Below are 24,021 nucleotides of genomic sequence, written 5' to 3'. Positions count from 1 at the left end.
CTCCCGGGCTTCGGGCAACCGCGTCAGGGGCGTGGAGCGCTCGGGCGGCACAGGACGAGCCCCACGTCATCCGGGAGCGCGCCGCTCGCGAGTCGAGGCAGAGCGGCCAGCGCGAGCACCGCGGCGTTCGCGTCCGCGAGGCTCACCTGATCCCGGATGCGACGGAGGTCGACGTACTTGAACAATCCGTCTGACGCGCCGAGGAGAACGCCGCCTCGCCACACGCGCGCGAAGGTCACGGGCCGAGCCTGTCCGCTGCCGAGCAGGGGCTTGCGGTGTTGCTGCTCCGTCAGCGCGATCGTTTCGCCGCCCTGGAACAGCCACAACTCCGAATCCCCCACGCTGGCCCCCACCACGCCCCGCGGGGTGACACAGGCGACCACGGCGGTGGTTTCTCCTCCCTGTCCCGAGGCCACCAACACCGCGTCGCACCGCACCAGCACCTCGCGCCAGGTCTCTTCGCGCTCCACGTCGGACCCGGCCTCCACGGCGTCCTGGACGCATTGGAGGACGGCCTCCGCGGCGGCGGCGCCACGCCGTGAGTTCCCCGCCCCATCCGCCACCACGAACACCGTCGCGTCCCCTCGCGTCAGGACCAGGACGCGGTCCGCCCCCGTCCTGCCCGCCGGTTCCACATGCCACGCCGTCTCGAAATCGCTCATGTATCGCGCTCAGGGACGAGCTTCGCATGCCGTCGACCAGCAGTCGCGCCGCGCACAAACCTGTTCGACTGTCGGACAGGTTCGGACGGCGGGACAGCGGCTCATACAAGGGGCATGTCCATGAATGAGGCGTCCAGCCGTCGCCGCTTCTTGTCCACGGTCGTCGTGCTCGGCGTTGGAAGCACCGCGAACGCGACGCCCAAGTCCAAGCCCGCGGAGGTGAACGCCACGGAGGACCTGATGCGCGAGCACGGCGTCATCCGCCGCACGCTCCTGGTCTACGAGGAGATCGCTCGCCGCCTCGACCTTCGTGAAGAGAAGGCTCCCGTGGAGGTGCTCGCCCAGGCCACCCGGCTCATGCGCCGCTTTGGCGAGGACTACCACGAGAAGACGGAGGAGACGGAGGTGTTCCCCCGGCTGGTGAAGGCGGGCCAGCAGAAGGAGCTCGTCCAGGTGCTGCTCGAACAACACGCCGCCGGGCGCAAGCTCAACGCCGCCCTCCTCGCCGCGACCTCAGGCCGCGACGCACTCACGCAACCCCAGCCAAGGGCCGTGGCTGCGCGGCAGCTCACCCTGTTCATCCGCATGTACCAGCCGCACGCCGCGCGCGAGGACACGGACGTGTTCCCCGCCTTCCGCGACCTCTTCGACGAGAAGCAATTCAAGGAGCTCGGCGAGCGCTTCGAAGCGCAGGAACACCGGGTGCTCGGGAGCGACGGTTTCGAGAACGCGCTCAAGGAGGTGGCGCAGTTGGAGCGCGCGCTTGGCATCCACGACCTCGCCCGGTTCACGCCCTCGGAGAAGTAGTCTCCGTGCGCGCGAGGAACGCGGCCAGCAGGGCCCGCCGCTCCTCCTCGCCCAGCACTCCATCCAGCGCGGGGAACAGGTACGTCTCCTCGCGCAGTGAGTGGTGGTGCTCCAGGTGCTTGAACGTGCTCTCCATGTCGAACACGCGCAAGACCGCGCGGCGGTAGTCCGGTGCGCTCGCGTCCAGCGCGTCCACGGCCTCCTGACACTTCGCCAGCAGCTCCCGCATGCGCTGGTGCTCGCCTGTGAAGAGCTCCGGCGCGGCGCCTCGGATCCTTCCGGCGCGAGGCAGCTCCGGCAACAGCAGCGCCTCCTCCGCCTCCAGGTGCCGCGTCAGCTCCTCGCGATAGCGCGCCAGCCGTTCACGCGCGACGGGCAGGTCCATGCCCATCAACGCTTCCTGGTGCTGGAGGAACAGCTCCTCCAGGTCGCGGTGGAGCACGCCCAGGCTGACGAAGTCGGTGGGCGCGGCCATCAACGCCCTTCAGTGCACCTTGTCGTCGCGCACGTGGGCCTCGCGGGCCACTCGCGGACGCGGCGTCACCATGCGGGCCACTCCGGAGTAGAGCTGCTCCTCCGTGTAGACCTTGCGCACGCGGCGGTGCGACGCGCGCGGGTGGTAGGCCGGGCCCGGACGCTCCAACCACTGCAGCACCCGCACCTCGCCCGAGTGCGCCAGGGCCGTAAGCAGCGCCTCCGGGCACAGCTTCAGGTAGCGGCGCACCAGCGGCCGCAGGCGGCGCCCGAACTCCGCGCCCAGCTTCGCGTGGCGGCGGCCCGCGTGCAGCGTGCCGTCGAAGCGCAGCGAGATGTGGAAGAGCTCGTGCATCAGCGTCTCCAGCCGCGACTTCGCGGTGGAGCCCCGGAAGAACAGGGGCCTCAGCGTGATGCAGTACAGGATGCGGCGGCCCCGGATGCGCACCACCGGCTTGCGCCGCCCCGCCTTGTCGACGCTCTTGCCCCCCTTGAAGCACAGGGGCTTCACCGTGCCGCGTGACGCGCGCCGGGCCTCGCCGGCCACCACCAGGATGCGTCCCACCTTCACGTGGCTGAACTCGGGCATGCGCGCGGCGATGTCCCGGATGAGGGAGCGCAGGGTCCGGTTGAAGTTGGGACGTCGGGGAGCCACGGTTGGTGGACAGTCTAGCGGAAATCCCCTTGGGACCAGCCCCTGGCCTCCCCAGAATGTCCTTTGTGAATCGCTCGACCTGCCTGATGGCCCTGGTGTCCGCGCTGTTCGCCCTTAACTCCGGGTGTGCCTCCGCCCCGGTCCGCTCCGGCGGCCCCCCTGCCCTGACGGCCCAGGAGACCGCCGTCGTCTCGCAGGGGCTCACCGACGCCTCCGTGCGCTACACCGGACAAATCACCGGCACCGCCAACGGCGTCGTGGAGCGCGCCGACTACGAGCTCGTCGCCGACGGGCAGGTGGTGAAGACGGGCTCCGCGAAGCTGGGGGTGCCGTTCGCGCCGGGAGCGCCCGCGGAGTTCTCCATCGAGGAGAAATCCGCCTACGTGAAGAGCCCGGAGGACCTGGCCCGCCTGAGCGCCCAGGGCGGCACGGTGCTCATCGCGCTGCGCGGCACGCTGGTGGTGCGCTCCGGTGGCAGTGAGGACACCCTGCCCTTCGCCGCCAGCCGCGCCGTGCGCGTGCCCCGGCTGCCGGAGGTCATCGTGGAGAGCCTGGACGCCGCCCGCTATTCGCCGGAGGAGGTGCAGATCAACCTGCGGCTGGGCGTGCGCAACCCGAACCCGTTCCCGCTGCGGCTGGACTCGCTGACCTACCAGGTCGCCATCGCGGACAAGCCTCTGGAGGAGGGCACCACCGCGCAGGCGGACTCGGTGGATGCGTCCGCCACGGGTGTGTACCCGGTGGAGGTGGCGGTGACGGCCCAGTCCTGGGGCCCGGGCGTCAAAACGCTCATCGGGAAGGGCGTCCTGCCCTACAGCGTGAAGGGCGAGCTGAAGGGCCCGCTGTTGCAGGTCCCCTACTTCCTCAAGGGTGACGTGAAGCTCAACGTGTCCCGCTAGACTGGGGCGCACGCGTGCCCATCTATCTGCTGAGTGACGACGAGCCGGAGCTGTTCCCCCCGCCCTCCAAGGCGGACCAGAGCGGCCTGCTCGCGGTGGGCGGCGACCTGCGCCCGGAGCGGCTGGTGGCCGCGTACTCGCAGGGCATCTTCCCCTGGTACAGCGAGGGACAGCCCATCCTGTGGCACTCGCCCGACCCGCGCTTCGTGCTGGAGCCGGACAAGATTCACGTGGGGCGTTCACTGCGCAAGGTGATGAACCGGGGCACGTACACGGTGCGCTACGACACCGTGTTCGCGAAGGTCATCGACGCATGCTCGCGAGTGCACCGGCCGGGGCAGGACGGCACGTGGATTACGGACGCGATGAAGCAGGCGTACATCCGGCTGCACGAGCTGGGGTTGGCGCACTCGGTGGAGGCGTGGGACGGCGAGGTGCTGGTGGGCGGGCTGTACGGCGTGTCACTGGGCGCGGCGTACTTCGGGGAGAGCATGTTCGCGCTGGCGCCGGACGCGTCGAAGGTGGCGTTCGCCACGGCGGTGGAGCGCTTCAAGGGCTGGGGCTTCCAGCTCATCGACTGCCAGGTGGAGACAGAGCACCTGGAGCGCTTCGGCGCGGAGTCCTGGCCACGCAAGCGCTTCCTGGCTGCGCTCCATCAGGCGTTGAAGGAGCCCACGCGGCGGGGGCCGTGGACGGAGTAGACTTCACCGGATGGACGTCCACTACACCTGGATTGGCCCGCCTCCGGCGGACCGCAACCGCGACATCAGCGCGCCGAGGGCCCTGGCGGCACGCTGCTCGGGACAGAGCGTCAAAATCTATTTCTGGTGCCTGGACGCGCACGTCGCCGTCTACGAGCGGGACTTCGCCGCGCACAAGAACGTCACCGTGCGGGGCATGCAGGCGTTCCTGGCGAAGGCGGGCACCAGGGCGTATCGCTGGTACTACTGGTACCAGGAGTCGGACGACTGGGCCGTCGCGGCGATGACGGACATCCTCGACTGGGGCCTGGCGCTGGCGACGCCGCCCTCGTACCGGGCCTTCGTGAAGGACGCGTGGTCGCTCTTCCTCATGTACACGTGGGGCGGCTACGTGATGGACGCGGGCGTGGGGCCGCACGGCGGAGGCACGTTCGCCCTGCCGGAGCCGAAGGCCTTCATGGCGCCGTCGCTGACGAGAGACGACGCGCTGATGATCCGCCGCTTCCAGCTCTCCCGGCTCACCGGCTGGCAGGCGGAGGGCGACGTGACGCTCAACGAAAGCCGCGCGGACGAGGTCTGCGAGGCGATGAACTACGGCCCGGCGGAGGACGGCGAAGGGGAGATGTGTCCCCAGCTGGAGGTCTGGATGCTGGGCAGCCCGCGCTACTCCAAGGGCGCCTGGGCCGCGCTCAAGCAGTACTGCGTGGTCTGGAAGGAGATGCAGCAGAACAACACGCTGGTGAGCGACACCGCGCCGCAGGTGTTCCGCTACCTCATCGCCGGCTCCGTCTACAACGGCCTGACGCGCACGCAGAAGGGCGGCGTCCAGGCTCCGCACGGCGCGCTCTGGTACTGCACGGACAACAAGAACGGCACGGTGGACGTGCCGGACCTGAAGCTGCGCAAGACGTACCACGGGTCCAGCGCTCAGTAGCCGGGCTGGAGTCCCAGGGGAAGCTCCGGGAAGGCCTCCATCCAGACCTTCCGGATGGCGGCCAGCAGCTCCCGGTCCCCGGGCGTGTCCGAAGCGACGACCTGTTCCCAGTAGGGGAAGTGCGCGAACACCGCTTCGTGGTTCGCCGTCACCTCTCCGTGGAAGTCCATCCCGTTGTACCCGTGGATGTCTCTCAGGGCTTCGAACTGGGCGCGCGCGTCCTTGCCGCGCAGCGAGAACGCCGTTGGCACCTGACCGACGAAGCAGGGACCGAAGTCCGCGGCGGTCACGCGAATCCGGCCCTGGATGTGACTGTTGAACGCATCCAAGGCCTCGGCCGGAACCCAGAGCTCCTGGTGCATCCGGGCGCCGACCTGCTGGACCTCGAATGACGCCGCGTGGGCGTCCTCCACGTCGAACGCCGTGACGTAGCCGGCGCCCTCGGGGCTGGTGGCGTTCCAATCCCGGCTGATCTGCCGGGCATAGGGCTCGTTGAGCACCGGGTAGAAGATGGGCTGCTCCGGCAGACGCGGCGGGAAACGCCGCATCCCCGACCGGTAGATCAACAGCAACTCCGCAAGACCGACTGGACGATAGAAGCGCATGGCGGATCTCTCCCTTCTTGGACCGCTTCACGCGAAAAGCCCCTGGATGCTGACAGCAGCGTCCAGGGGCTTTGGCTTCACGGCTTGAGCGCGGCTACTTCTTGCACGGGGACAGCGTGCGCTTCGCGTGGATGAGGTGCCGTTCATGAGCGTCTCTGTAGATGCGTCGCTCGGGGAACGAGCGCATCCTCCGGCGTGAGCTGCGCGTACAATTCGTGGAGCTTCGCCCGCAACAGCTCCTTTGACGGCAGGAACGTCTGGTACTCGGCGACGAGCGTGGGCGCCGTCGTCCGCGCGAGCGCGTATTCGACGACCTCGTCGTCCTTCGTTGCGCAGAGGAGCACGCCGAGCGAGGGCCGCTCGTGGAGCTTCTTCACGTCGCGGTCAAGTGCCTCGACGTAGAACGAGAGCTGGCCGAGATCGGCGGGCTTGAACTTGTCGACCTTCAACTCGAAGGCGACGAGGCACTGAATACCCCTGTGGAAGAACACGAGGTCAATCGCGAAGTCCTGGCTACCGACCTGCACCGGGTACTGCGAGCCGACGAAACAGAAGTCGCGCCCCAACTCGGTGAGGAAGCGGCCGAGGTTCCGAAGGAGCGCGTCGTGGAGGTCGGCCTCGGAGTGTTCGGCGGAGAGGCCGAGAAACTCAATGTTGTAGGCGTTCTTGAACTCGTCGATTGCCGTCGGGTGGGTTTGTCTCACCGCTGGCGAGACTTTCTTCGTGGCGCGGGCCTCGCGAAGGACGGCGCCCGTTCGGATCTGCCGTTCGAGTTCCCGCTTGGGCCAGCGCTCCTTGATGGCGGCGAGGATGTAGAACTCGCGTGTCTCGACGGGCCTGGCCTGGCTGAGGATGATGAGGTGGTGCGTCCACGGCAATTGTCTCACCAGCGGTGAGACTTTCCGGTTCGACCGGTACGCCTCGTAGAACTGGCGCATCCGAAAGAGGTTCGGGCGAGTGTAGCCCCGGACACCCGGGTAGCGCCTCGCGAGATCGGCGGCGAGTTCCTCGACGACGCTGTCACCCCACTCGGCGCTGGCGATCTTCCGGCTGAGGTACTCGCCCAGCTCCCAGTAGTGGGCCACCAGTTCCGTGTTCACTGCTTGGTATGCGCGTCGTCGGGCCGCCTCGATGAGCACGATGATCTCGGCGAACCGCATGTCTCCGCGGTCGACGATCGCCCGCTTTGCCCGAGGCACGGCGAGCGCCGCCGCCTTGGTGGCGGCGGGCTTCGTACGTGTGAGGCGCTTCTTCGAGGAGGACTTCTTCGTCATGCGAAAGGGGGCTGACAGCAGCGTCCAGGGGCTTTGGCTTCACAGCTCGAAGCGCGGCTACTTCTTGCACGGAGACAGCGTGCGCTTCGCGTGGATGAGGTCCTCTTCCGTGGGGCTTCCGTAGCGCACGGCCTTCGGCGCGGCCTTCAGCTTCTGGTAGTCGTACGCGTAGAGCACGCCCATCTCCCGGCTCAGGATGAAGCGCGGGCCGCTGAAGTCCCAGAGGCCGCCGAAGAGCTGGCCTCCCGGCTTGAGCGGCGTCAGCGCCGTGCTCTCCCGCCCCCGCACGAACAACATGGACAGGTCGTCCGTCGCCCAGTTGCACGGGTTGCTGCCGTTCCTGTGCAGATAGGACACCGTCAGGTCGAACGCGCCCTCGCCCTCGTCGCCCGTCACGCCGAAGTACTCCCACAGCCGCGCGCACTCCGGCGCCGCGCAGTCCTGCGGCGGGATGTGCTCCGCGTAGTCCGGCGGAATGCCGTCTGACTCCTTGCCCGTGTGGCTCCGGTTGGGCCGGCGCAGCACGCACCCCGTGGGCTCGTCCTTCTGCCGCAGCGCGATGGGCGTGCCCGCGAGCCGCCCGGGCGGCAGCACCTCGCACTCCATCGCCAGCTCCGCCATCAGGTACGTCTGGCGGTCCTCGTCCGTCCCCATCCGCACCGCCCAGTACGCGATGGGCGTGCCCTTGCAAGCCTTCGACTTCTCCTTGCCGAACACCCAGATGGGCGCCTTCGTCGTGTCCAGCGCGCCCAGCTTCTTCGACTGCTCCATGGGCACCGGCTTCACCCCGGAGCGGCTGCGCGCCCCCGCCAGGAAGAACTTGTCCTTCGAAGGCGGGATGATGGCCTGGTGCACCAGCCAGCCCAGCCGGTCGATGCCCACCTGGCCCATGGGCGTCATTGGCAGGAACTCCGGCTTCACCGGGCAGCCCCGGTCCATCTCCGGCATGTCCACCACCACCGCCGAGCCGTCGTCCTCATCCACCTGCGCCCACGCGGCCCCCGGCCCCACCGTCAGCGCCAGCACCAGCGCGAACCCCGCGCGCTTCACTCCGTTCGTCATTCCGTCGGACCTCCACCCACGGTCATACCGCAAGCGGCCGCCCTCCGGCGCGCCCCAGGGCTTCAGCGAGGCTTCTTCCCCGCGCTCAGCGCGGCTTCTTCGGCGGCGCCTTGCGCTTCCCCGGCGGAGGCGGCGCCGGCGGCGCCCCGGCATCCGTCGGCACGTCCGACACCGTCGCGTCGAGCGCCTCCTGCTTCGCGGCGTCGTCCGGCTTCGGCGGCGCCTCCACCTCCGTGCGGTCCTCCAACGGGACCCGGCCCACGGCGCGGTTGAACAGCTCCCACAGCGCCTTGCGGTGCCCCTCGCGGTCCGTCTTCCCGGACAGCACCAGCCCCGCGCCGCTGTAGCGCACCGTCAGCCCCGGCGGCATGCCCGCCTCGAAGTCCTCCAGCTGCGCCTGGAGCTGCGGCACCGCGAACGTCAGCTCCAGCTCCTTCGCCAGGTACGCATGCGTCTTGAGGAACGTACGCAGCGCCAGCCGGCACGCGGTGTCGTTCACCGTCGCCGTGAGGCTCCGCTCCACGCCTTCCGTGGCCTTCAGGTCCGGGCAGGCCTTCTTCGCCGCCGCGAGCTGGGCTTCGGTGTTCTGCAGCTCGATGGGCCCCACCATCACCCGCCACACCGCGAAGCGCCCTTCCGCGTACAGCAGCACGCGCGCGATGCCGGCGGTGTGGGGCGTCAAGAGCAGCTCGCCGCTCTGGGCCAGCGCCTCCGCCGTCACCACGTTGGGCGCGTCGGATTCCGCCCAGTCCACGGCGGTGAGCTTCTGGAAGGTCTCCTTGCCGGGCTCCAGCGTCAGGGCCTGGTCCACCGGCCAGGCCAGGGCCGCCGAGGGCGCCGCCAGCGCGCCCAGCAGTCCGCCAATGACGTACATCCGACGTCCCCACATGGTGCCTCCCGCCAGGGTGGTATGACCCTCTAGCACGGGATAAGAACCTCCCCCTATGCCTACCTGGACCCTCTGGGTCGCCTGCCTGGCCCTCTGCTTCATGAGGGCCCTGGTCGCCGCCGCGGAGTCCGCGCTCTATGGGACGTCCGACCTGCGCGCCCAGGAGCTCGCGGAGGAGAGTAAGAGTGTCGCCGCGCGCCGGGTGCTCCGTCACAAGACGGACCGCGAACCCGCCGCCACCGCCCTGCGCCTGGGGATGGTGCTGTCAGGCTTCCTCGCCGCCGCCATTGGCGCCTTCGTCCCGCCGCGCCTGCTGGACTTCAGCCGCTACGCCGAGGCCACCTGGGTGCCCATCGCCACGGTGTGCGCGGGCGCCCTCTTCGTGGGCGTGCTCGCCAGCCTCATGGAGGTGACGCTGCGCGGCCTGGCCAACGGCAACCCGGAGCGCTGGGCCCTGCGCCTGTCGGGCCTGGTGTCCCTGCTGGTGACGGTGCTCTACCCGCCCATGCGCATCATGCTGGGCCTGCTCAACCTGGGCGCCCGCACCATGGGCCGCACCCTGCGCTTCGAGCCGCCGCCCCCGCCCCTGGAGGAGCTGGAGAAGCTGCTCGCCGCCCAGGCCGCGCGCAACGAGGTGGACAAGAGCGCCCCACAGCTCATCCGCTCCATCTTCGAGCTGTCCGACAAGCGCTGCCGCGACGTGATGGTCAACCGCACGGACGTCATCTCCGTGGACATCACCACCCCGCCGGATGAGGTGCTGCGCATCCTGGCGGAGGAGAACCACTCGCGCATCCCGGTCTACAAGGACGACGTGGACCACATCGTCGGCGTGCTGCACGCGCGCGACCTCATCCCGCTGCTCCAGCACCCGGAGCTCATCGTCCTGCATGACGTCATCCGCCCCGCCCACTTCGTGCCGTGGATGAAGCCCGTGGGCGACCTGCTGCGCGACATGCAGAAGCGGAAGATCCACATGGCCATGGTCGTCGACGAGTACGGCGGCTTCATGGGCGTCGTCACGCTGGAGGACATCCTCCGCGAAATCGTGGGCGACATCGGCGACGAGTTCGAGGTGGAGGAGAAGCTCGTCGAGAAGATGGCCGACGGCAGCTCGCTGGTGGACGCCGCCATGGAGGTGGATCAGTTCACCAAGCTCTTCGGCTTCCCGCTGCCGGAGGGCGACTTCGACACGCTGGGCGGCTACCTGTCCTCGCTCGCGGGCCACCTGCCCGACGTGGGCGAGCGCTTCACCTACAACGGCTGGCAGTTCGTCGTGGCCACCAAGGAGGGCGCCCGCATCGACCGCGTGCGGATGTCCCGCCTCAAGAGCCTCGCGCCCGGCAGCGCGGACGGACAGCCCCGCGACGGCGTCCCGGCGCACTCCAAGGATGACGGCCAGGGGGGCCCGCCGCGGCAGCCTCCCGACTCCGGCACGGCGCCAGACGCCAAGAGCTGAAGGCGCTTCACTGCGCCGGGCTGGACTCCCCGCCCGGCACCCACGCGAGGTCCAGCGAGCGCATGTCCCGGAAGGGCGCGCGCCGCTCGGAGCCTCCGAAGCGCAGCACCACCCCGCCCTCCACCCGCACCACGTGCGAGCCCGGCTCCGGACGGCCGCCGCCGCGCGCCACGGCCAGCGGGAAGTAGACCTCCAGGGGGACCTGGCCCTTGCCGTCCAGGGGCACGCCCATCACCTGCTCGCCCGTGGCCACGCGCCGTCCGTCCACGCGCAGGTCGAAGTCCACGCGGGTGAGCGTGGCCGCGTCCGAGGACGGGTTCCCCACCTGGAGCTTCAGCGTGAGCGCCCCGCTGCCGTCGCGCGTGAAGGCCACGTCCACGGCCTCCACCCGCACCGCCTCGTCGTAGGCGCGCGGGCGGAAGGGCACCACGCCCAGGCAGCCGGACAGGAGGAAGAGGCCGGCCAGGCCTGGCCCGAGCACCGCCCGGCGCGAGCGCATCAGCCGCCCAGCAGAGGCTGCAGCGCCTCCACCGTCAGGGGCCAGCCCGCGCGGCGCGCCAGCACCTCCAGCGCCTTGATGAACTCCGCCGCGGTCTGGAAGCGGCGGGCCCGGTCCGCGAACAGCGCCTTGCGCGCCACCCGCGCCGCGTAGTCCGGCAGGTCCGGAGACAGCGTGGAGAGCAGCGGCACGCGAGCATCGCGCACCTGGTGCATCAGCTGCGCCTCGTTGTCGCCGGTGAAGAGGCGGCGGCCGGCCCACAGCTCCCAGAGGATGACGCCCACGGCGTACAGGTCCGTGCGGGCGTCCACCGCCTGCCCCAGCACCTGCTCCGGGCTCATGTACGGCAGCGTGCCGCGCAGCGCGCCGGAGTCGCCGCGGATCATCCCCTCCACCTCCGCCACGCCGAAGTCGGTGAGCTTCACGTCGCCCTGGACTCCCAGCAGCACGTTGGCGGGGTTCACGTCGCGGTGGACGATGGTGGCGCCGTTCTCCCCCACCTTGGCGCGGTGGATGTAGTCCAGCGCCTTGAGGGTGCACCACGCGATGTAGCAGGCGGACTCCGGCGGCATCGCGGCGCCGGCCTTGATGAGCAGCTCCTGCATGTAGCCCAGCGTCCGGCCACTCACGAGCTCCTGCACCATGAGGTAGTCCGGCCCGGCGCGGAACAGCCGGAACGTCCGCACGATGTGCGCGTTGCGCAGGCGCACCGTCAGCTTCGCCTCGTCGACGAAGGCCTTCACATACGCGGGGTCGTTGCGGAAGGACGGGTGCAGCCGCTTGATGACCACTTCCTCGGGCTCGCCCGGGGAGCGCTGGGTCGTCTCACGGGCACGCGCCTGATACACCTCGGCCATGCCACCGACCGCCAGCCGGCCGACCACTTCATAGCCACCCAGGTCCGGAGCTTCCGCCACGGAGGCAAGTTTAACGCGGATCCGGGAGCGGCCCCACTATTCCTCCACCAGGGACTGGAAGAGGGCCTCGTACTTCCGGGCGGACGCGGTCCAGGAGAAGTCCTTCCCCATGCCCCGCACCTGGAAGTCCCCCAGCCGTGCGGGGTCCGCGTACAGGGAGAGCGCCCGGCGGATGGCGGCCAGGAGCGCCGAGCGGTGGAAGGACTCGAAGAGGATGCCGTTGCCGTCCAGCCCCCCCTCCACCGTGTCCACCAGCCCGCCCGTGGCCCGGACGATGGGCACCGTGCCGTAGCGCAGTGAATACATCTGGTTCAGCCCGCACGGCTCGTAGCGGCTGGGCATGAGGAAGAAGTCCGACCCGGCCTCCACCCAATGTGACAACTCCGGGTCGAACCCGATGTGCACACCCACCTGCTTCGGGTGGCGGGCCTGGAGCGCCCGCAGGCCCTCCTCCAGGGTCGGGTCGCCGTTGCCCACCGCCACGAACTTCAGGTCCCCCTGGAGCGCCGCGGGCAGCGTCTCCAGCAGCAGGTCCACGCCCTTCTGCCACGCCAGCCGGCTGACGATGCCGAACACCGGCGCGTTGCCTTCCGTGGGCAGGCCAAAGCGCTCCAGGAGGGCGCGCTTGCACACCGCCTTGCCCGTCATGTCCTCCGGGCCGTAGCGCGCGGGCAGGTACGAGTCCGTCCGGGGGTTCCACTCGTGCGCGTCGATGCCGTTGATGATGCCGGTGAGCGCGTGCGAGCGGCGGCGCAAGAGGCCATCCAGCCCGTAGCCCTGCTCCGGCGTCTGGATTTCGCGCGCGTAGGTGGGCGACACGGTGGTGAGCGACTCCGAGTAGACGAGCCCCGCCTTGAGGAAGTTGACGTGGTCGTAGAACTCCACGCCCTCCGGCGTGAAGAGGTCCCACGGCAGCCCCAGGTCCTCCATGGTCCGCTTGGGGAACTGCCCCTGGTAGGCCAGGTTGTGGATGGTGAAGACGCACTTCGCGCGGGCGAGCGGCGTGCCCTGGAAGCCCCGGCGCAGGGCCACGGGGACGAGGCCCGTCTGCCAGTCGTGCAGGTGGATGATGTCCGGGAAGAAGCGCAGGCGCTGCGCGGCCTGGAGCGCGCCCACGCACAGGTAGGCGAAGCGGCGGGGGTTGTCCGCGAACTCACTGCCCGCGTCGCCGTAGAGGCCCTTGCGGCCGCCGTAGAAGGCCTCGTTCTCCAGGAAGAGGACCTCCAGGCGTTCGGAGAGGCGCGCGGACAGGATGGGGCCGCCCGTCTCACCGAAGGGGAAGCGCAGCACCAGGGACTGGCCGGTGGGCAGCAACTGTCCGGTGTTGCGCACGTCCTGGTAGCGGGGCGTGACGATCTTCACGTCGTGCCCCAGCCCGGCGAGCGCCGTGGGCAGGGCCCCGGCCACGTCGCCCAGTCCCCCCGTCTTCGAGAAGGGGGTGACCTCCGAGGCGATGAAGAGGATCTTCATGAGTCCCGCCATTGCGTGCGAGTCCCGACAGGGAGTCAACCGCGAACGTGCGCGCCGGGGCCGTGTTTCCTATGGTGCGCCGCGTGACGAATATCCCGCCCGACCCCATCCAGCGCTTCGCCGACCTCTTCGCCCAGGCGAAGGCCGCCATCCCCGTGGACCCCAACGCCATGGTGGTGGCGTCCGTGGACGACCAGGGCCGCCCCAGCTCACGCGTGGTGTTGCTCAAGGACTTCGATGCGCGGGGCTTCGTCTTCTTCACCAACTTCAACAGCCGCAAGGGGCGCCAGCTCACCGCGCATCCGTACGCGGCGCTGTGCTTCTTCTGGCAGCCCCTGGAGCAGCAGGTCCGCATCGAGGGCCGGGTGGAGCAGGTGACGGACGCGGAGGCGGACGCGTACTTCCAGAGCCGCGCGCGCGGCAGCCAGATTGGCGCGTGGGCCAGCCTCCAGAGTGAAGAGCTGCCCTCGCGCGAGCTGCTGGACCAGCGCGTGGCGGAGGTGGAGGCGCGCTTCCAGGGCCGTGCGGTGGAGCGCCCGCCGCACTGGAGCGGCTTCCGCGTGGTGCCGGACCGCATCGAGTTCTGGCACGCCCGCCCCAGCCGGCTGCACGAGCGCAACGTGTACCTGCGCGACGGCGCGGGCTGGAAGACGCAGCTGCTGTTCCCTTGAAGCAGGACCTCAGGGCACGCGGTGCTCGCGGAAGGTGACGCGCAGCGTGTACGTGCCCGCCGGGGCCTCCACTCGCACGAAGTCCCGCGCGTGCGGCGTCTGGAGCGTCAGCGTTCCACCCGTGGCCTGCTTCTCCCAGGCCACCAGCGCCAGGTCGTCCACCGCCGTCACGCCCTGGCCGGACTTCGGGGGCGCGGTGTTGAGCGTCAGGTCCAACGCCCAGGGCGCGTTCCACAGGTCCGGCCTCGGCGGATCCGCGGGGAAGCGCAGGTCCTCCGCCACCAGCGTCCAGTCGTAGGTGCCGCCGTCGTGGCGCAGCAGCGTCTGCTCGCCGAAGAGCGTGTAGGACTCCACGGGCAGGTACTGCACCTTCGCGAAGAAGGCGCCGCCGCCCTGCCCCTTCAGCCACGCCACCGCCGTGAGGTCCCGGTTGGGCGGTCCTTCCGCGAAGCCCGGCGGGCGGAAGCGGTTGACCAGCTTCACCGCCGCGCTCCGGGAGTCGCTGGCCGCGCGCCGCTGGCAGAGCGCCGCGGCGCCCCGGTGCGGTCCGTCCTGGCACACGTAGCCGGCGTTCGGGCCCACGCTCCAGCGCGGCGCCTCGTTGGCGTCGTCGTCCACGTCGTGGTCCTCGAAGTCGCCGTGCAGGAGCACGTCCCGCCCGGCCTTGAGCTTCACGCCCGTCACGTCCGCGCCCGTGAGCTTCGCCACCGCCACGGACTCTCCTTCCTGGCGCAGGGGCCGCAGGTCCACCGTGGCGCGGCCGTTCGCGTCCACCGTCACCGGCACGTCCACGGTGCGCTCGCTCACCGCCGCGTGTTTGTCCTCCGGGAGCAGCTCGCCCCAGGAGGGCTGCGGCACCAGCTCCACGCCGCCCTCGCGGGACAGCTCCGCCAGGTTGCGCAGGAAGTTCTCCGCCAGGTCTCCCGCGACGGGCCGGGGGCGGTAGTCCTCGATGTAGACGGGCACCGCGCGGGCCCGGACCACGCGCGGGCCCCGGGCCTCCACCTCCGCCATCAGGCCCACCATCGTCTCCATGCGGTCCTGGTCGAAGGCGAAGTTGCCCAGCGACTGCGCCATCAACACGCCCTGGTGGCGCGCGAAGCCCTGCGGGATGTGCGGGTGGTGCACGATGACGAGCCCCGCGCCCGCGTCCACCAGGTCGCGCATCCGCTGCGCCGTCGGGGTGGAGGGCCGGACGCTGTACTCGACGCCGGAGTGCAGCACCGCCACCGGAACACGGCCCTGCGCCTTCTCCGCGGCCAGCAGCGCGGACGCCCGCGTCAGGTTGCGCGCGTCCGCCGCGCCGCCCTGATTGGGGCCCGCGACGTACTGCTGTTCATGCGCGCTGCCCGTGATGGAGCACATGGACACCAGGCTGTAGTTCCCGCCCGCGAGCGACACGCGCGCCGGCATGAAGGCCTCGGTTTCATCCTGGCCCGCGCCGCTGAAGGCCATGCCCGTCGCGGCCACGTGCGTGAGCGTGTCCGCCAGCCCCGGCGCCAGGTAGTCGTAGACGTGGTTGTTGCCCAGGCTCACGTAGTCCACGCCCAGCCACGGCAGCGCGGGCAGCGAGCCGGGCAGCGTGAAGAACGCGTAGGCCTTCTCGTCATGCGGCGTCACCGGGTGGTCCGTCACCGGCGTCTCCAGGTTCACGGCGCGGAAGTCCGCCGCCTGGAAGTAGGGCCGCACGTGGGTGAAGACGGCCTTGGTGCCCGGCAGCGGATCCGACACGCGGATGAGCGCGGCCGGGTCGTCCGGCGGCATCTGGTTGCGCGGCGTGGTGTCGTCAGGGTCGAGGAAGCGCCGGCCCAGCGACACGTCGCCCGCGAAGAGCATCCGCACGCCGTCCTTCGGTGACAGGCGCACCGGCGGCAGCGTCACGCGCTTCTCCGTCAGGCCGCGGCGCAGCTCCACCGCCACCACCGCCGGGCGGAAGCCCTCCGCCTCCACTGTGAGCAGCCGGTTGTGACGGGGCAGCACGGGGAAGCGGAAGTGGCCGGCCGCGTTCGTGCGCGCCTGCGCATCCCCCACCTTCACCACGACGTCCGCGACCGGCGTGCCCGCCGTGGAGACCAGCGAGCCTTCCAGCGTGATGCCGGTACAGGCGTAGTCATGGCGCGCGGTCCGCTCGGCTTCGGGCACGGTGGCGTCCGCCGCGGGCTCCGGCGCGCAGGCCGTCAGCACCGGGTTTTCTTCCGGCGGGGGCGGCTCCTCCGCCGTCTCGTCGGGAGGCGGCTCCTCGTCCGGCGGCGGCTCGGGAGGCGGGGGCGCTTCCTTGTCGGGCGGGTCGTCCGGAGGCGTCACCGGCGTCGAGGGCTCATCGCCCGGCGTCACGGCCTCCTGCCCCTGCTTCGGCGTGGACGCGCCGGGACCACACGCCACCAGACACGCCGCCACCCACGCCACGGACCACCGCCGCCACGCCATCCCACCCTCCACCGCGGACTTCCTCGCGACGAGATGGGGACGACGGCAGGCAGGCGCCAGCGACGGCATCGGACCCGGGGGTTGCCTGCCTGCCCCCGGGGGCCGGGGCATGTTCACCCGGCGACAGCGACCCTGTCCCTCCCGTCCACTACCAGGGCACCTCCGCGCCCTCGTAGTCGAAGAACCGGCCGGAGTGCTCCAGTGAGACACTGTCGATGACCCGCAGCATCCCGCGCACGGACTCCTCCGCCGGCAGCGGCGCGTCCTGCCCGCCCATGTCCGTCTGCACCCAACCCGGATGCAGCAGCACGCACGCCAGGCCTTCGCGGCGCAGGTCGTTGGACATGGAGCGCACGCCCATGTTCAGCGCGGCCTTGGACATGCGGTAGGCGTACGCGCCGCCCTCCGTGTTGCTGGAGAGCGACCCCATGCGGGACGTGACGTGCGCCACCTTGCGCCCCGCGCCGTGCCGCAGCGCGGGCAGCAGCGCGGAGGTGATGCGCAGCGGCCCGAGCGCGTTCACCTCGATGGTGCGCGCCAGGTCCTCGTAGTCCAGCTCATGCAACCCCACCCACTGGCCTGAAACACCCGCGTTGTTGATGAGCACGTCCACCGGTTCGCGGCAGATGCGCTCCGCGAAGGCCTGGACGCTGTCCGCGCGGGTGACATCCAGGGGATGGATCCTCAGGCGGTGACCGGCCTCCAGCAGCAGTGGCTCCAGCCGGCGCGCGAGCTCCGGGGCACGCACTCCCGCATCGACCGTTTCTCCCCGCCGCAGCAGTTGCTGCACGAATTCGAAACCGATGCCACGGCTTGCTCCCGTGATGACATAGCGCATGCCTGTATTAACGCGCCGGGAGGCTCTCCTTGGCAAAGCTCTTGCCTTCGCACTAAGGCGCCCGGGGTTGCTCACCTCACGACAAGCTCTGGAGTAGGACGACATGACGGTCGCGGTCATTGGGGGAGGTATCACCGGACTGGCGCTGGCCTATCAATTGCGGGCTCGCGGTACTGATGCCGTGGTGCTGGAGTCGACGTCACGCGTGGGTGGAAACGTGCAGACCCACGCACGCGGGGGCTACCTGTTGGAGGCGGGGCCCAACAGCTTCCTGGACCGGGAGCCCACGACGCGTGAACTGGCGGAAGCGCTGGGAGTGTCATCCCGGATTCGTCCGGCGGATGCGGCGGCCAAAAAACGTTACGTATTCACCCGGGGTGCGCTGAGGGCCCTGCCCACATCGCCACCGGCGTTCCTGAAATCCGACATCCTCCCCCTTGCTTCCCGCCTGCGGGTGGTGGGGGAGCTGTTCAGCGGACGCAACCCCACGGGTGCGGACGAGTCCCTGGCCCAGCTGGGGCGGCGCCACCTGGGGCGTGAGGCGACGGCGGTGCTGCTGGACGCGATGCAGACGGGCACCTACGCGGGCGACCCGGAGCAGCTCAGCGCGGAGGCCACGTTCCCGCAGCTGGTGAAGTTCGAGCGGGAGCACCGCAGCCTCATCCTGGGCGCCATCCGAGCGCAGCGCGCGGCGCGCCAGGCGAAGGGCGCGGTGGAGACAGGCCCCCGGCTCACCGGGCAGATGAGCACGTTCGACGGCGGCCTGGGCGTGCTGGTGGACGCGCTGGCGAAGGCGCTGGGCGACAGCGTGCGCACGGACGCGAAGGTGGAGGGGCTGGAGCGCGCGGCGGACGGCTGGACGGTGCGGTACCAGCAGCGGGGCGAGCCGGCGGAGCTGAGCGCGTCGCACGTGGTGCTGGCGGTGCCGGCGCACGTGGCGGCTTCGCTCGTGCGCCCGCTGGACGCGGAGCTGGCGCAGAAGGCGGACGCCATCCCGTACGCGCCCATCGCCGTGGTGCACCTGGGCTTCGCGCCGGGGACGGTGCCGAAGCCGGACGGGTTCGGGTTCCTGATTCCGGCGGTGGAGGGCACGGCGATGCTGGGCACCATCCACGTCTCCACCACGTTCCCCTTCCGCGTGGAGGGTGGGCGCGTGCTGCTGACGTGCCTGATGGGCGGCGCGCGCCGGCCGGAGGTCGTCTCGCGTGACGAGGACGCGCTGGTGGCGCTGGCGCGCGAGGAGCTGAAGGCGATGGCGGGGCTCACCGCGACGCCGGAGCTGACGGCGGTGTTCCGCTGGCCGCGCGGGATTCCGCAGTACACCGTGGGCCACCTGGAGCGACTGGCGGCGATGGAGGAGCGGCTGAAGCGCTGGCCTGGCCTGCACCTCGCCGGCAACGCGTACCGGGGCGTGGGCGTCAACGACTGCCTCAAGGAGGCGGCGCGGCTGGCGGAGGCGCTGGGCGGGCCAGCGGCGGGCGCCACCCGGAGCGCCTGAGCGACCGCTCACCCCGGACTCGCGACGGCCGGGGGCACCCCTCCCTGGAGGGTCCCTGGGTCGATGCCAGAGTCCGTGGACATGTTTCACGGACACTGGAGAAGCCCCCCATGTTCTCACTGCGCTCGCCGCTCCTGTTCGTGCTCGCCGTCCTCTTCTTCCCCGCGATCCTCGCCGGGGCGCTCGTCCTGGACCTCGTCCCCGCGCCCGTCCCCCAGCGCTAGGACGCGGGACGGTGTAGCCTTCCGCCTCCGCATGCCGGAGACGTCGTCGGAAGGCTCCATTGTTCGCGCCACGCTGCGCGCGCTCGTCGCGCCGTGGCGGCTGGCCCCCATTGTCCTGGTGTCCATTCCGCTGCTCGTGGCCCAGGTGCGCTGGAGCCTGGATCCTCGCGCGTTCTGGCTCGGGCTCCTGCTGTGCCTGATGTGCGTCGCGGTGGCGCCCGTGTCGTACCGGGTGCTGTTCCCGGAAGGCCTGGACCTGAGCCACGGCGGCATCCGCCTGCTGCTCTACGCGGCGGTGGGCAGTGGCGTGGTGCTGTCGGTGGGCTACGCCCTGCCGCGCGTCACGCTGATGCAGGACACCTTCCTGTCGGAGCCGTACAACCTGGCCATCTGCGGCGGCCTGTTCCTCGTCGCGGGCTGGGGGCTGGGGCGGGACATCGGCTTCGAGGAGACGCTGGCCCGTGAGCGGGCCCGCGCCACCCGCTTCGCCTGGGAGGCCGAGCAGGCGCAGCTGCTGGCGCTGCGCAGCCACCTGGATCCGCACTTCCTCTTCAACACGCTGAACGCCATCGCGGAGTGGTGCCGCGAGGACGGCGCCGTCGCCGAGGCCGCGGTGCTGCGGCTGTCCACGATGCTCCGCTCGGTGCTCGCGGGCGTGCGCAGCGTCACCTGGCCGCTGTCGCAGGAGCTGGAGCTGATGCGCACGCTCTTCGACCTGCACCTCTTGCGCGACCCGGACCTGTTCCAGCTGCGCATGGACGTGGCGGACGGGCTTGCGGACGTGCCCGTGCCGCCGCTGTTGCTCCTGCCCCTGGCGGAGAACGCGGTGAAGCACGGCCCGGCGGCCGGCCACCGGGGCCCGCTGAGCGTGGAGGTGGCCGCGCGCGAAGGGACGGTGGTGGTGACCCTCGACAACCCGGGCGCGTCCAAGGGCCCGCGCGAGGGCAGCGTGGGCCTGCCCACCGTGGAGCGGCGGCTGGCGCTGGCCTATGGCGGCCACGCGCTCCTGTCCCTGGAGAGCGCCGACGGGCGCACCCGTGTCACCGTCACCCTGCCCCGCCAGGGCCCCCAACCCGGAGTCCTCACGTGAGAGAGCCCCTGCGCGTCCTCATCGCCGACGATGAACTGCTGGCCAGGAAGCGCCTGTCCCGCCTGCTGGCCGCGCTGCCGGACGTGAGCGTCCGCGGCGAGGCGGTGGATGGGGATTCGGTGCTCGCGGCGGTGCGCGCGGGCGGCGTGGACGTGGTGCTGTTGGACATCCACATGCCGGGGCTGAGCGGGCTGGACGCGATGGCGCTGCTGCCGGAAGGCGGGCCCCACGTCATCTTCTGCACCGCCCACGCGGAGCACGCGGTGAACGCCTTCGAGCACGGCGCGGTGGACTACGTCCTCAAGCCCGTGGAGGCGGCGCGGCTGCAGAAGGCGCTGGAGCGCGCGCGGGCGCGGCTGCCGGCGCGGGTGAAGACGCCTGGCGCGACGGCGCCGGCGGCAGCGGCGGAGAAGCCGGCACTGACGCGGCTGCCCATCCCGACGCGGCAGGGGCTGGTGCTGGTGTCGCCGGACGCCATCTCCCACGCGTCGCTGGAGGACGAGCTGGTGACGGTGTTCACCGCGCAGGGCGACTACCTCACCGACTTCACGCTCAACGAGCTGGCGGACAAGCTGCCCCCGGAGCACTTCCACCGGGTGCACCGCCGCGCGCTGCTCAACCTGTCCCACGTGACGCGGCTGGAGCCGCTGGAGACGGGCGGCTATCTGGCGCGCACGGCGCGGGGCCACTCGGTGGAGGTGAGCCGCCAGTCCGCGCGCGAGCTGCGCCGCATGCTGGGCCTGCGCAAGGGCGCGGAGGACGAGGGCTGAAGCCACGCCCTCCGCGGCTTGGGGGCCCTCAGTTCCAGACGAACAGCCGGTGCACCTGCGCCGCGTCGTCGCCCAGCGTTTCCGTCAGGGCCTGCTTCGCGGGGCCGGGCAGCGCCACGCCGCCGCGCGCGCAGCGGGCCGCCTCTTCCACGGCGAAGGCGGGCGCGGTGCAGAACGCGTCCTGCCAGCGCGACATGAGCGAGGCGAAGAAGGTCTGCTCGTAGCCGCGCAGCTGGCCGTCCAGCCAGCCCTCCTTGTTGGGCCGCTCGAACTTCACGGGCCGCACGCCGCCGGGCTCGAAGGTGATGTTGTGCTCGTAGCCGGAGGCCTCCAGGGCGTTCTCCGCCTTCACCGCCAGCGGCGCGTGCCGCTCCTGGAGGATGCCCTGGGCCACCACCGCGAAGTGGTACTCCACGCCCCGCCGCTGCGCGTGGTAGTCGAACGAGCGCGACACGTCGCGGTACTTCGTCACCTCGACCGTCGTCTTGTACTCCACCGTCTTCGTCTGGCGGACCAGGCGCTTCTTCATCACGCCCTTCTCTTCGTAGGACTCCTCCACCGTGTACGGCACCTCCGCCGTCGCGGTGCGGTCCTCGTGGTCCGTGTACGGCACGCGCTCCGTCCACGGCGCCGTCAGCGTCACCGGCTCGCTGATGCGCCGCTCGCTCAGGCTCCCCGAGATGGTCATCGGCGCGTGGCGCTGGGACGCCTCCGAGTACCAGGGCGAGGCCTCGAACGCGCCCGACAGCCGCGTCATCAGGTACTGCACCACGTCGTTGCTGATGCCATCCACGGACACCTGCCACGTGGGCACGCCCAGCGCCTCCGGGAACATCCCCGCGCGGGGCGCGGGCTGCTGGTAGTGCCCGCAGTAGCGCGACACCAGCTCCGCCCAGTGCTGCGCGCCGCCGGACAGCGACTGCTTCAGGTTCGCGCACGTCGCCGCGCCGCCCTGCGCCACCGCCTCCTCCACGTCGCGGCGGATGGGCGCCATCTCCGGGTGGGCCAAGAGCGCGCGCTTGCGGTCCAGGTGCGACTCCGCCGTCAGCGCGTGGCCCCGCTTCGCAGGTTCGCTGATGAGCTGGCGCAGGTGCCGGTGCGTGCCCGCCATCTCCTCCAGGAGCGAGCTCTCCATGCCGCCATCCAGCTTGGAGTTCCACTTCACCTTGTAGGTGAAGAACTGCTCCAGGTTCACCTCCGCGTCCTCGTCCCGCCCCTCCACGCGCGCCTGGCGGGCCTGGGTGAGCAGCTGCGACAGGCCGCGCCAGCGCAGGTCCTCCAGCGACGCGCGGTACTCCGGGTTGTTGGGCTCGTCCTGGACGAGCTTCACGTAGACCTCGGCCGCCTCGACGAAGCGGCCCTTCTCCGCCAGGTCGTTGGCCTTGCCCCGGGTGGTCGAGCACGCGGACAGGACGCCCGCGCACAGGAGCGCCGGCACGAGGAAGGACCTCCGGCGGGCGCCGGAGCGGAACGAAGCAAGGAGCGAGGCGATCACGGGAACGGCACCCTTCAGCGCGAGGCACGAAGCCTCGCCAGCTGACCTTCCGGATGGCCGGATTATTCACCGCGACGGCCCCATCCCGACAAGGCCCCCAGCCTTCAGCGCTCCACCGGCCAGGTGTGCACCGGCAGCCCCTCCTCGGACAGCTCCAGGTAGCGCTCCAGCATGGCCGCCAGCGCGTCCTGGCGGGGCATGTGGGCCTCCAGCCGCTCCAGCACCGCCCGCTGCCAGCGCGCCCCGGTCCGCTGGAGCGCCACGCGCCGGGCGATGATGTCCAGGAGGCCGTCCGCCTCCGCCGCATCCACCCCGGCCTCCAGCAGCCCGCGCCTCGCCACCGGAAGGAGCTGCTTCACCAGCTCCACCGCAGGCAGCACCCGGGGGCTGGGCGCGGTCTCCGCCGGCCACAGCAGCTTCGCGCCCAGGCCGTGGTGCGCCGCCTGCTTGAAGTTGCGCCGCGCCTGCCAGAAGGGCAGCGCCGGCAGCAGCGCGTCCACCCGCTCCGCGAGCCCCAGCGTCAGCCCCAGCAGGAACGCGCCGTTGGCCACCATGTCCACCGGCGTGGGGCCGGATGGCAGCGCGCGGAACTCGATGCGCACGTGGCCTTCGCCGTGCGGATCATAGACGGCCCGGTTCCACGACCAGACCGTGCCCTGGTGCAGCCGCAGCTCCTCCAGCTTCGGCAGGCCGCCGGCGGCCACCACCTCCAGCGGGGACTCCTGCCCCATCACCGGCAGCAGCGCCGGATGGAGCGCCACGGCCTCCGCGAACAGCTCGTGCGGGCCCTCGCGCACCCAGCCGTGTCCGAACGTCACGCGCGGGTGCAGGTGCGCGGCCTCGTCGCTGTCGCTGCGGTCATCCGTGGCCTGCTGGAAGAGCGCCACGCGCGTCTCCTCCCACAGCCGCTTGCCCAGGAACACCGGCGAGTTTCCGCACGCGGCCAGCACCGGCCCGGTGGCCAGCTGCGCGGCGTTGTACACGCGCGCGAAGTCCTCCGGGGCCACGCGCAGGTGGAACTGGAGCGACGTGTTCGCCCCCTCCAGCGTCACGTCCTCCCAGGTGAGGTTGAGCGTGTCGTCGCCCGCGATGGCCACCTGGAAGGGCCCGTCGCGCCGCTTGCGGATGGCCGCGGACAGCGCCCGGTAGCGCGGCTGCGGCGTGAGCGCGTTCTTCCCCAGGTCCGCCTGCCGCAGCGTGGGCAGGATGCCCACCGTCGCCACACGCGCGCCCTCCGTCGCCGCCGCGCGCTTCAGCTCCGCCAACACTTCGTCCAGCTGGGCCTGGAGCCCGGTGAACGGCCGCCCCGCGAGCAGCGAGGGGCGCAGGTTCATCTCCATGTTGAAGCGGTTGAGCTCCAGCGTCAGCCGGTCGTCCTTCGACTTCGCCAGCACCTGCTGGTTCACCGGCAGCGGCGAACCCGCGCCGTCCACCAGCGCCACCTCCAGCTCCGCGCCCATCGTCACGGGCCCCGCGCCGAAGCCGGGGCGCCGGAGCACCTGTCGCAGCGCCTCCAGGCTCTCCGCGAGCCGCGCCACGAACCGCGTGTGTTCCTCCGGAGTGAATTCCTCCTGCTGGATGGCCAGTCCCATAGGCCCTCCACGATTGGCACGACGCGCCGCACTGGCACGCAGGGTGTCAGCCGCTGGACGCCGCAACGCACCGGGAAACCCGCCATCCCCCCACCTGCACGCTCCCCCG

General features: G+C 71.0%; 23 protein-coding genes. 9 read left to right on the top strand and 14 right to left on the bottom strand.

Annotation, left to right across the window (positions count from 1 at the left end):
* Positions 1–23: 23 nt before the first annotated feature.
* Positions 24–662, bottom strand: coding sequence for a PP2C family serine/threonine-protein phosphatase (locus D7V80_RS29165; RefSeq protein ID WP_120591275.1), 639 nt, complete (start codon positions 660–662; stop codon positions 24–26).
* Between the two features lie 120 nt (positions 663–782).
* Here D7V80_RS29165 and D7V80_RS29160 point away from each other — a divergent pair, with 120 nt between their 5' ends.
* The gene (locus D7V80_RS29160; RefSeq protein WP_158616720.1) at positions 783–1,469 is read left to right on the top strand and encodes a hemerythrin domain-containing protein; all 687 of its coding nucleotides are present in this window, start codon (positions 783–785) and stop codon (positions 1,467–1,469) included.
* Here the strand turns inward: D7V80_RS29160 and D7V80_RS29155 are convergent.
* Positions 1,450–1,944, bottom strand: a complete 495-nt coding sequence (locus D7V80_RS29155) for a hemerythrin domain-containing protein (protein WP_120591273.1) — start codon at positions 1,942–1,944, stop codon at positions 1,450–1,452. The genes D7V80_RS29160 and D7V80_RS29155 overlap by 20 nt on opposite strands.
* A 9-nt stretch (positions 1,945–1,953) precedes the next feature.
* Complete coding sequence (locus D7V80_RS29150; RefSeq protein WP_120591272.1) at positions 1,954–2,598, bottom strand: hypothetical protein; 645 nt, start codon at positions 2,596–2,598, stop codon at positions 1,954–1,956.
* A gap of 56 nt (positions 2,599–2,654) precedes the next feature.
* On the opposite strand from D7V80_RS29150, the gene D7V80_RS29145 reads away from it, so the two are divergent.
* From D7V80_RS29145 to D7V80_RS29135, 3 genes are read left to right on the top strand one after another with little or no spacing between them, the layout of a single operon-like run.
* Positions 2,655–3,497, top strand: coding sequence for an LEA type 2 family protein (locus D7V80_RS29145; protein WP_199738882.1), 843 nt, complete (start codon positions 2,655–2,657; stop codon positions 3,495–3,497).
* A gap of 14 nt (positions 3,498–3,511) precedes the next feature.
* Entirely contained in the window at positions 3,512–4,198 is a 687-nt protein-coding gene (aat, locus tag D7V80_RS29140) for a leucyl/phenylalanyl-tRNA--protein transferase (protein WP_120591270.1), read from the top strand.
* A gap of 10 nt (positions 4,199–4,208) precedes the next feature.
* Complete coding sequence (locus D7V80_RS29135; protein WP_120591269.1) at positions 4,209–5,132, top strand: hypothetical protein; 924 nt, start codon at positions 4,209–4,211, stop codon at positions 5,130–5,132.
* Here D7V80_RS29135 and D7V80_RS29130 read toward each other — a convergent pair.
* The 4 genes from D7V80_RS29130 to D7V80_RS29115 form a co-directional block, all read right to left on the bottom strand.
* Positions 5,126–5,737 (bottom strand): hypothetical protein, encoded by a 612-nt coding sequence (locus tag D7V80_RS29130; protein WP_120591268.1) that lies wholly within the window; start codon positions 5,735–5,737, stop codon positions 5,126–5,128. The two genes, D7V80_RS29135 and D7V80_RS29130, sit on opposite strands and share 7 nt — an antisense overlap.
* Positions 5,738–5,880: 143 nt before the next feature.
* Positions 5,881–7,011: a YhcG family protein gene (locus D7V80_RS29125; RefSeq protein WP_199738881.1), complete on the bottom strand. Its 1,131-nt coding sequence runs from the start codon at positions 7,009–7,011 to the stop codon at positions 5,881–5,883.
* 57 nt (positions 7,012–7,068) lie between these two features.
* Complete coding sequence (locus tag D7V80_RS29120; RefSeq protein ID WP_120591267.1) at positions 7,069–8,073, bottom strand: hypothetical protein; 1,005 nt, start codon at positions 8,071–8,073, stop codon at positions 7,069–7,071.
* 85 nt (positions 8,074–8,158) lie between these two features.
* Positions 8,159–8,962, bottom strand: coding sequence for a hypothetical protein (locus tag D7V80_RS29115; RefSeq protein WP_120591266.1), 804 nt, complete (start codon positions 8,960–8,962; stop codon positions 8,159–8,161).
* 55 nt (positions 8,963–9,017) lie between these two features.
* Here D7V80_RS29115 and D7V80_RS29110 point away from each other — a divergent pair, with 55 nt between their 5' ends.
* On the top strand, positions 9,018–10,421 hold the full coding sequence (locus D7V80_RS29110) for a hemolysin family protein (protein ID WP_120591265.1): 1,404 nt from the start codon (positions 9,018–9,020) through the stop codon (positions 10,419–10,421).
* A gap of 7 nt (positions 10,422–10,428) precedes the next feature.
* On the opposite strand, the gene D7V80_RS29105 is transcribed toward D7V80_RS29110, so the two are convergent.
* The 3 genes from D7V80_RS29105 to glgA are packed head-to-tail and all read right to left on the bottom strand — an operon-like array spanning position 10,429 to position 13,307.
* On the bottom strand, positions 10,429–10,920 hold the full coding sequence (locus tag D7V80_RS29105; protein WP_120591264.1) for a hypothetical protein: 492 nt from the start codon (positions 10,918–10,920) through the stop codon (positions 10,429–10,431).
* Positions 10,920–11,837 (bottom strand): serine/threonine-protein kinase, encoded by a 918-nt coding sequence (locus D7V80_RS29100; protein ID WP_120591263.1) that lies wholly within the window; start codon positions 11,835–11,837, stop codon positions 10,920–10,922. The genes D7V80_RS29105 and D7V80_RS29100 overlap by 1 nt, the downstream gene beginning before the upstream one ends.
* A 36-nt stretch (positions 11,838–11,873) precedes the next feature.
* Positions 11,874–13,307 carry a glycogen synthase GlgA gene (gene glgA / locus D7V80_RS29095; RefSeq protein WP_120591276.1) on the bottom strand — a complete coding sequence of 478 codons (1,434 nt, stop codon included), beginning with the start codon at positions 13,305–13,307 and terminating at the stop codon, positions 11,874–11,876.
* 71 nt (positions 13,308–13,378) lie between these two features.
* Between glgA and pdxH the strand changes: the two genes are divergently transcribed.
* Complete coding sequence (gene pdxH / locus D7V80_RS29090) at positions 13,379–13,978, top strand: pyridoxamine 5'-phosphate oxidase (RefSeq protein ID WP_120591262.1); 600 nt, start codon at positions 13,379–13,381, stop codon at positions 13,976–13,978.
* A 9-nt stretch (positions 13,979–13,987) separates the two neighbouring features.
* Here the strand turns inward: pdxH and D7V80_RS29085 are convergent, their stop codons facing one another.
* Positions 13,988–16,405, bottom strand: a complete 2,418-nt coding sequence (locus tag D7V80_RS29085; protein ID WP_158616719.1) for a CapA family protein — start codon at positions 16,403–16,405, stop codon at positions 13,988–13,990.
* A gap of 148 nt (positions 16,406–16,553) precedes the next feature.
* Positions 16,554–17,243 (bottom strand): SDR family oxidoreductase, encoded by a 690-nt coding sequence (locus tag D7V80_RS29075; protein WP_014394041.1) that lies wholly within the window; start codon positions 17,241–17,243, stop codon positions 16,554–16,556.
* Positions 17,244–17,346: 103 nt separating this feature from the next.
* On the opposite strand from D7V80_RS29075, the gene hemG reads away from it, so the two are divergent.
* The 3 genes from hemG to D7V80_RS29060 all read left to right on the top strand — a co-directional run bounded on the left by hemG (position 17,347) and on the right by D7V80_RS29060 (position 20,825).
* Positions 17,347–18,741 carry a protoporphyrinogen oxidase gene (gene hemG, locus D7V80_RS29070; protein ID WP_120591259.1) on the top strand — a complete coding sequence of 465 codons (1,395 nt, stop codon included), beginning with the start codon at positions 17,347–17,349 and terminating at the stop codon, positions 18,739–18,741.
* 255 nt (positions 18,742–18,996) lie between these two features.
* Complete coding sequence (locus tag D7V80_RS29065) at positions 18,997–20,055, top strand: sensor histidine kinase (protein WP_120591258.1); 1,059 nt, start codon at positions 18,997–18,999, stop codon at positions 20,053–20,055.
* On the top strand, positions 20,052–20,825 hold the full coding sequence (locus tag D7V80_RS29060; RefSeq protein ID WP_120591257.1) for a LytTR family DNA-binding domain-containing protein: 774 nt from the start codon (positions 20,052–20,054) through the stop codon (positions 20,823–20,825). The genes D7V80_RS29065 and D7V80_RS29060 overlap by 4 nt, the downstream gene beginning before the upstream one ends.
* A gap of 28 nt (positions 20,826–20,853) precedes the next feature.
* On the opposite strand, the gene D7V80_RS29055 is transcribed toward D7V80_RS29060, so the two are convergent.
* Together D7V80_RS29055 and D7V80_RS29050 are read right to left on the bottom strand one after the other, a co-directional pair.
* Entirely contained in the window at positions 20,854–22,320 is a 1,467-nt protein-coding gene (locus tag D7V80_RS29055; RefSeq protein ID WP_120591256.1) for a hypothetical protein, read from the bottom strand.
* A gap of 104 nt (positions 22,321–22,424) precedes the next feature.
* Complete coding sequence (locus D7V80_RS29050; protein ID WP_120591255.1) at positions 22,425–23,912, bottom strand: glutamate--cysteine ligase; 1,488 nt, start codon at positions 23,910–23,912, stop codon at positions 22,425–22,427.
* Positions 23,913–24,021 lie beyond the last annotated feature (109 nt).

Source organism: Corallococcus sp. CA054B, from assembly GCF_003611625.1.
GTDB lineage: Bacteria > Myxococcota > Myxococcia > Myxococcales > Myxococcaceae > Corallococcus > Corallococcus coralloides.
This window is presented reverse-complemented; position numbering and strand designations above follow the sequence as displayed.

Coding starts and splice junctions, on each gene's coding strand:
- D7V80_RS29145 (WP_199738882.1), top strand. CDS start 2,655: ATGTCCTTTGTGAATCGCTCGACCTGCCTGATGGCCCTGGTGTCCGCG.
- hemG (WP_120591259.1), top strand. CDS start 17,347: ATGACGGTCGCGGTCATTGGGGGAGGTATCACCGGACTGGCGCTGGCC.
- D7V80_RS29105 (WP_120591264.1), bottom strand. CDS start 10,920: ATGCGCTCGCGCCGGGCGGTGCTCGGGCCAGGCCTGGCCGGCCTCTTC.
- pdxH (WP_120591262.1), top strand. CDS start 13,379: ATGGTGCGCCGCGTGACGAATATCCCGCCCGACCCCATCCAGCGCTTC.
- D7V80_RS29120 (WP_120591267.1), bottom strand. CDS start 8,073: ATGACGAACGGAGTGAAGCGCGCGGGGTTCGCGCTGGTGCTGGCGCTG.
- D7V80_RS29165 (WP_120591275.1), bottom strand. CDS start 662: ATGAGCGATTTCGAGACGGCGTGGCATGTGGAACCGGCGGGCAGGACG.
- D7V80_RS29130 (WP_120591268.1), bottom strand. CDS start 5,737: ATGCGCTTCTATCGTCCAGTCGGTCTTGCGGAGTTGCTGTTGATCTAC.
- D7V80_RS29075 (WP_014394041.1), bottom strand. CDS start 17,243: ATGCGCTATGTCATCACGGGAGCAAGCCGTGGCATCGGTTTCGAATTC.
- D7V80_RS29065 (WP_120591258.1), top strand. CDS start 18,997: ATGCCGGAGACGTCGTCGGAAGGCTCCATTGTTCGCGCCACGCTGCGC.
- D7V80_RS29135 (WP_120591269.1), top strand. CDS start 4,209: ATGGACGTCCACTACACCTGGATTGGCCCGCCTCCGGCGGACCGCAAC.
- D7V80_RS29160 (WP_158616720.1), top strand. CDS start 783: ATGAATGAGGCGTCCAGCCGTCGCCGCTTCTTGTCCACGGTCGTCGTG.
- D7V80_RS29125 (WP_199738881.1), bottom strand. CDS start 7,011: ATGACGAAGAAGTCCTCCTCGAAGAAGCGCCTCACACGTACGAAGCCC.
- D7V80_RS29115 (WP_120591266.1), bottom strand. CDS start 8,962: ATGTGGGGACGTCGGATGTACGTCATTGGCGGACTGCTGGGCGCGCTG.
- glgA (WP_120591276.1), bottom strand. CDS start 13,307: ATGAAGATCCTCTTCATCGCCTCGGAGGTCACCCCCTTCTCGAAGACG.
- D7V80_RS29155 (WP_120591273.1), bottom strand. CDS start 1,944: ATGGCCGCGCCCACCGACTTCGTCAGCCTGGGCGTGCTCCACCGCGAC.
- D7V80_RS29050 (WP_120591255.1), bottom strand. CDS start 23,912: ATGGGACTGGCCATCCAGCAGGAGGAATTCACTCCGGAGGAACACACG.
- D7V80_RS29085 (WP_158616719.1), bottom strand. CDS start 16,405: ATGGCGTGGCGGCGGTGGTCCGTGGCGTGGGTGGCGGCGTGTCTGGTG.
- D7V80_RS29110 (WP_120591265.1), top strand. CDS start 9,018: ATGCCTACCTGGACCCTCTGGGTCGCCTGCCTGGCCCTCTGCTTCATG.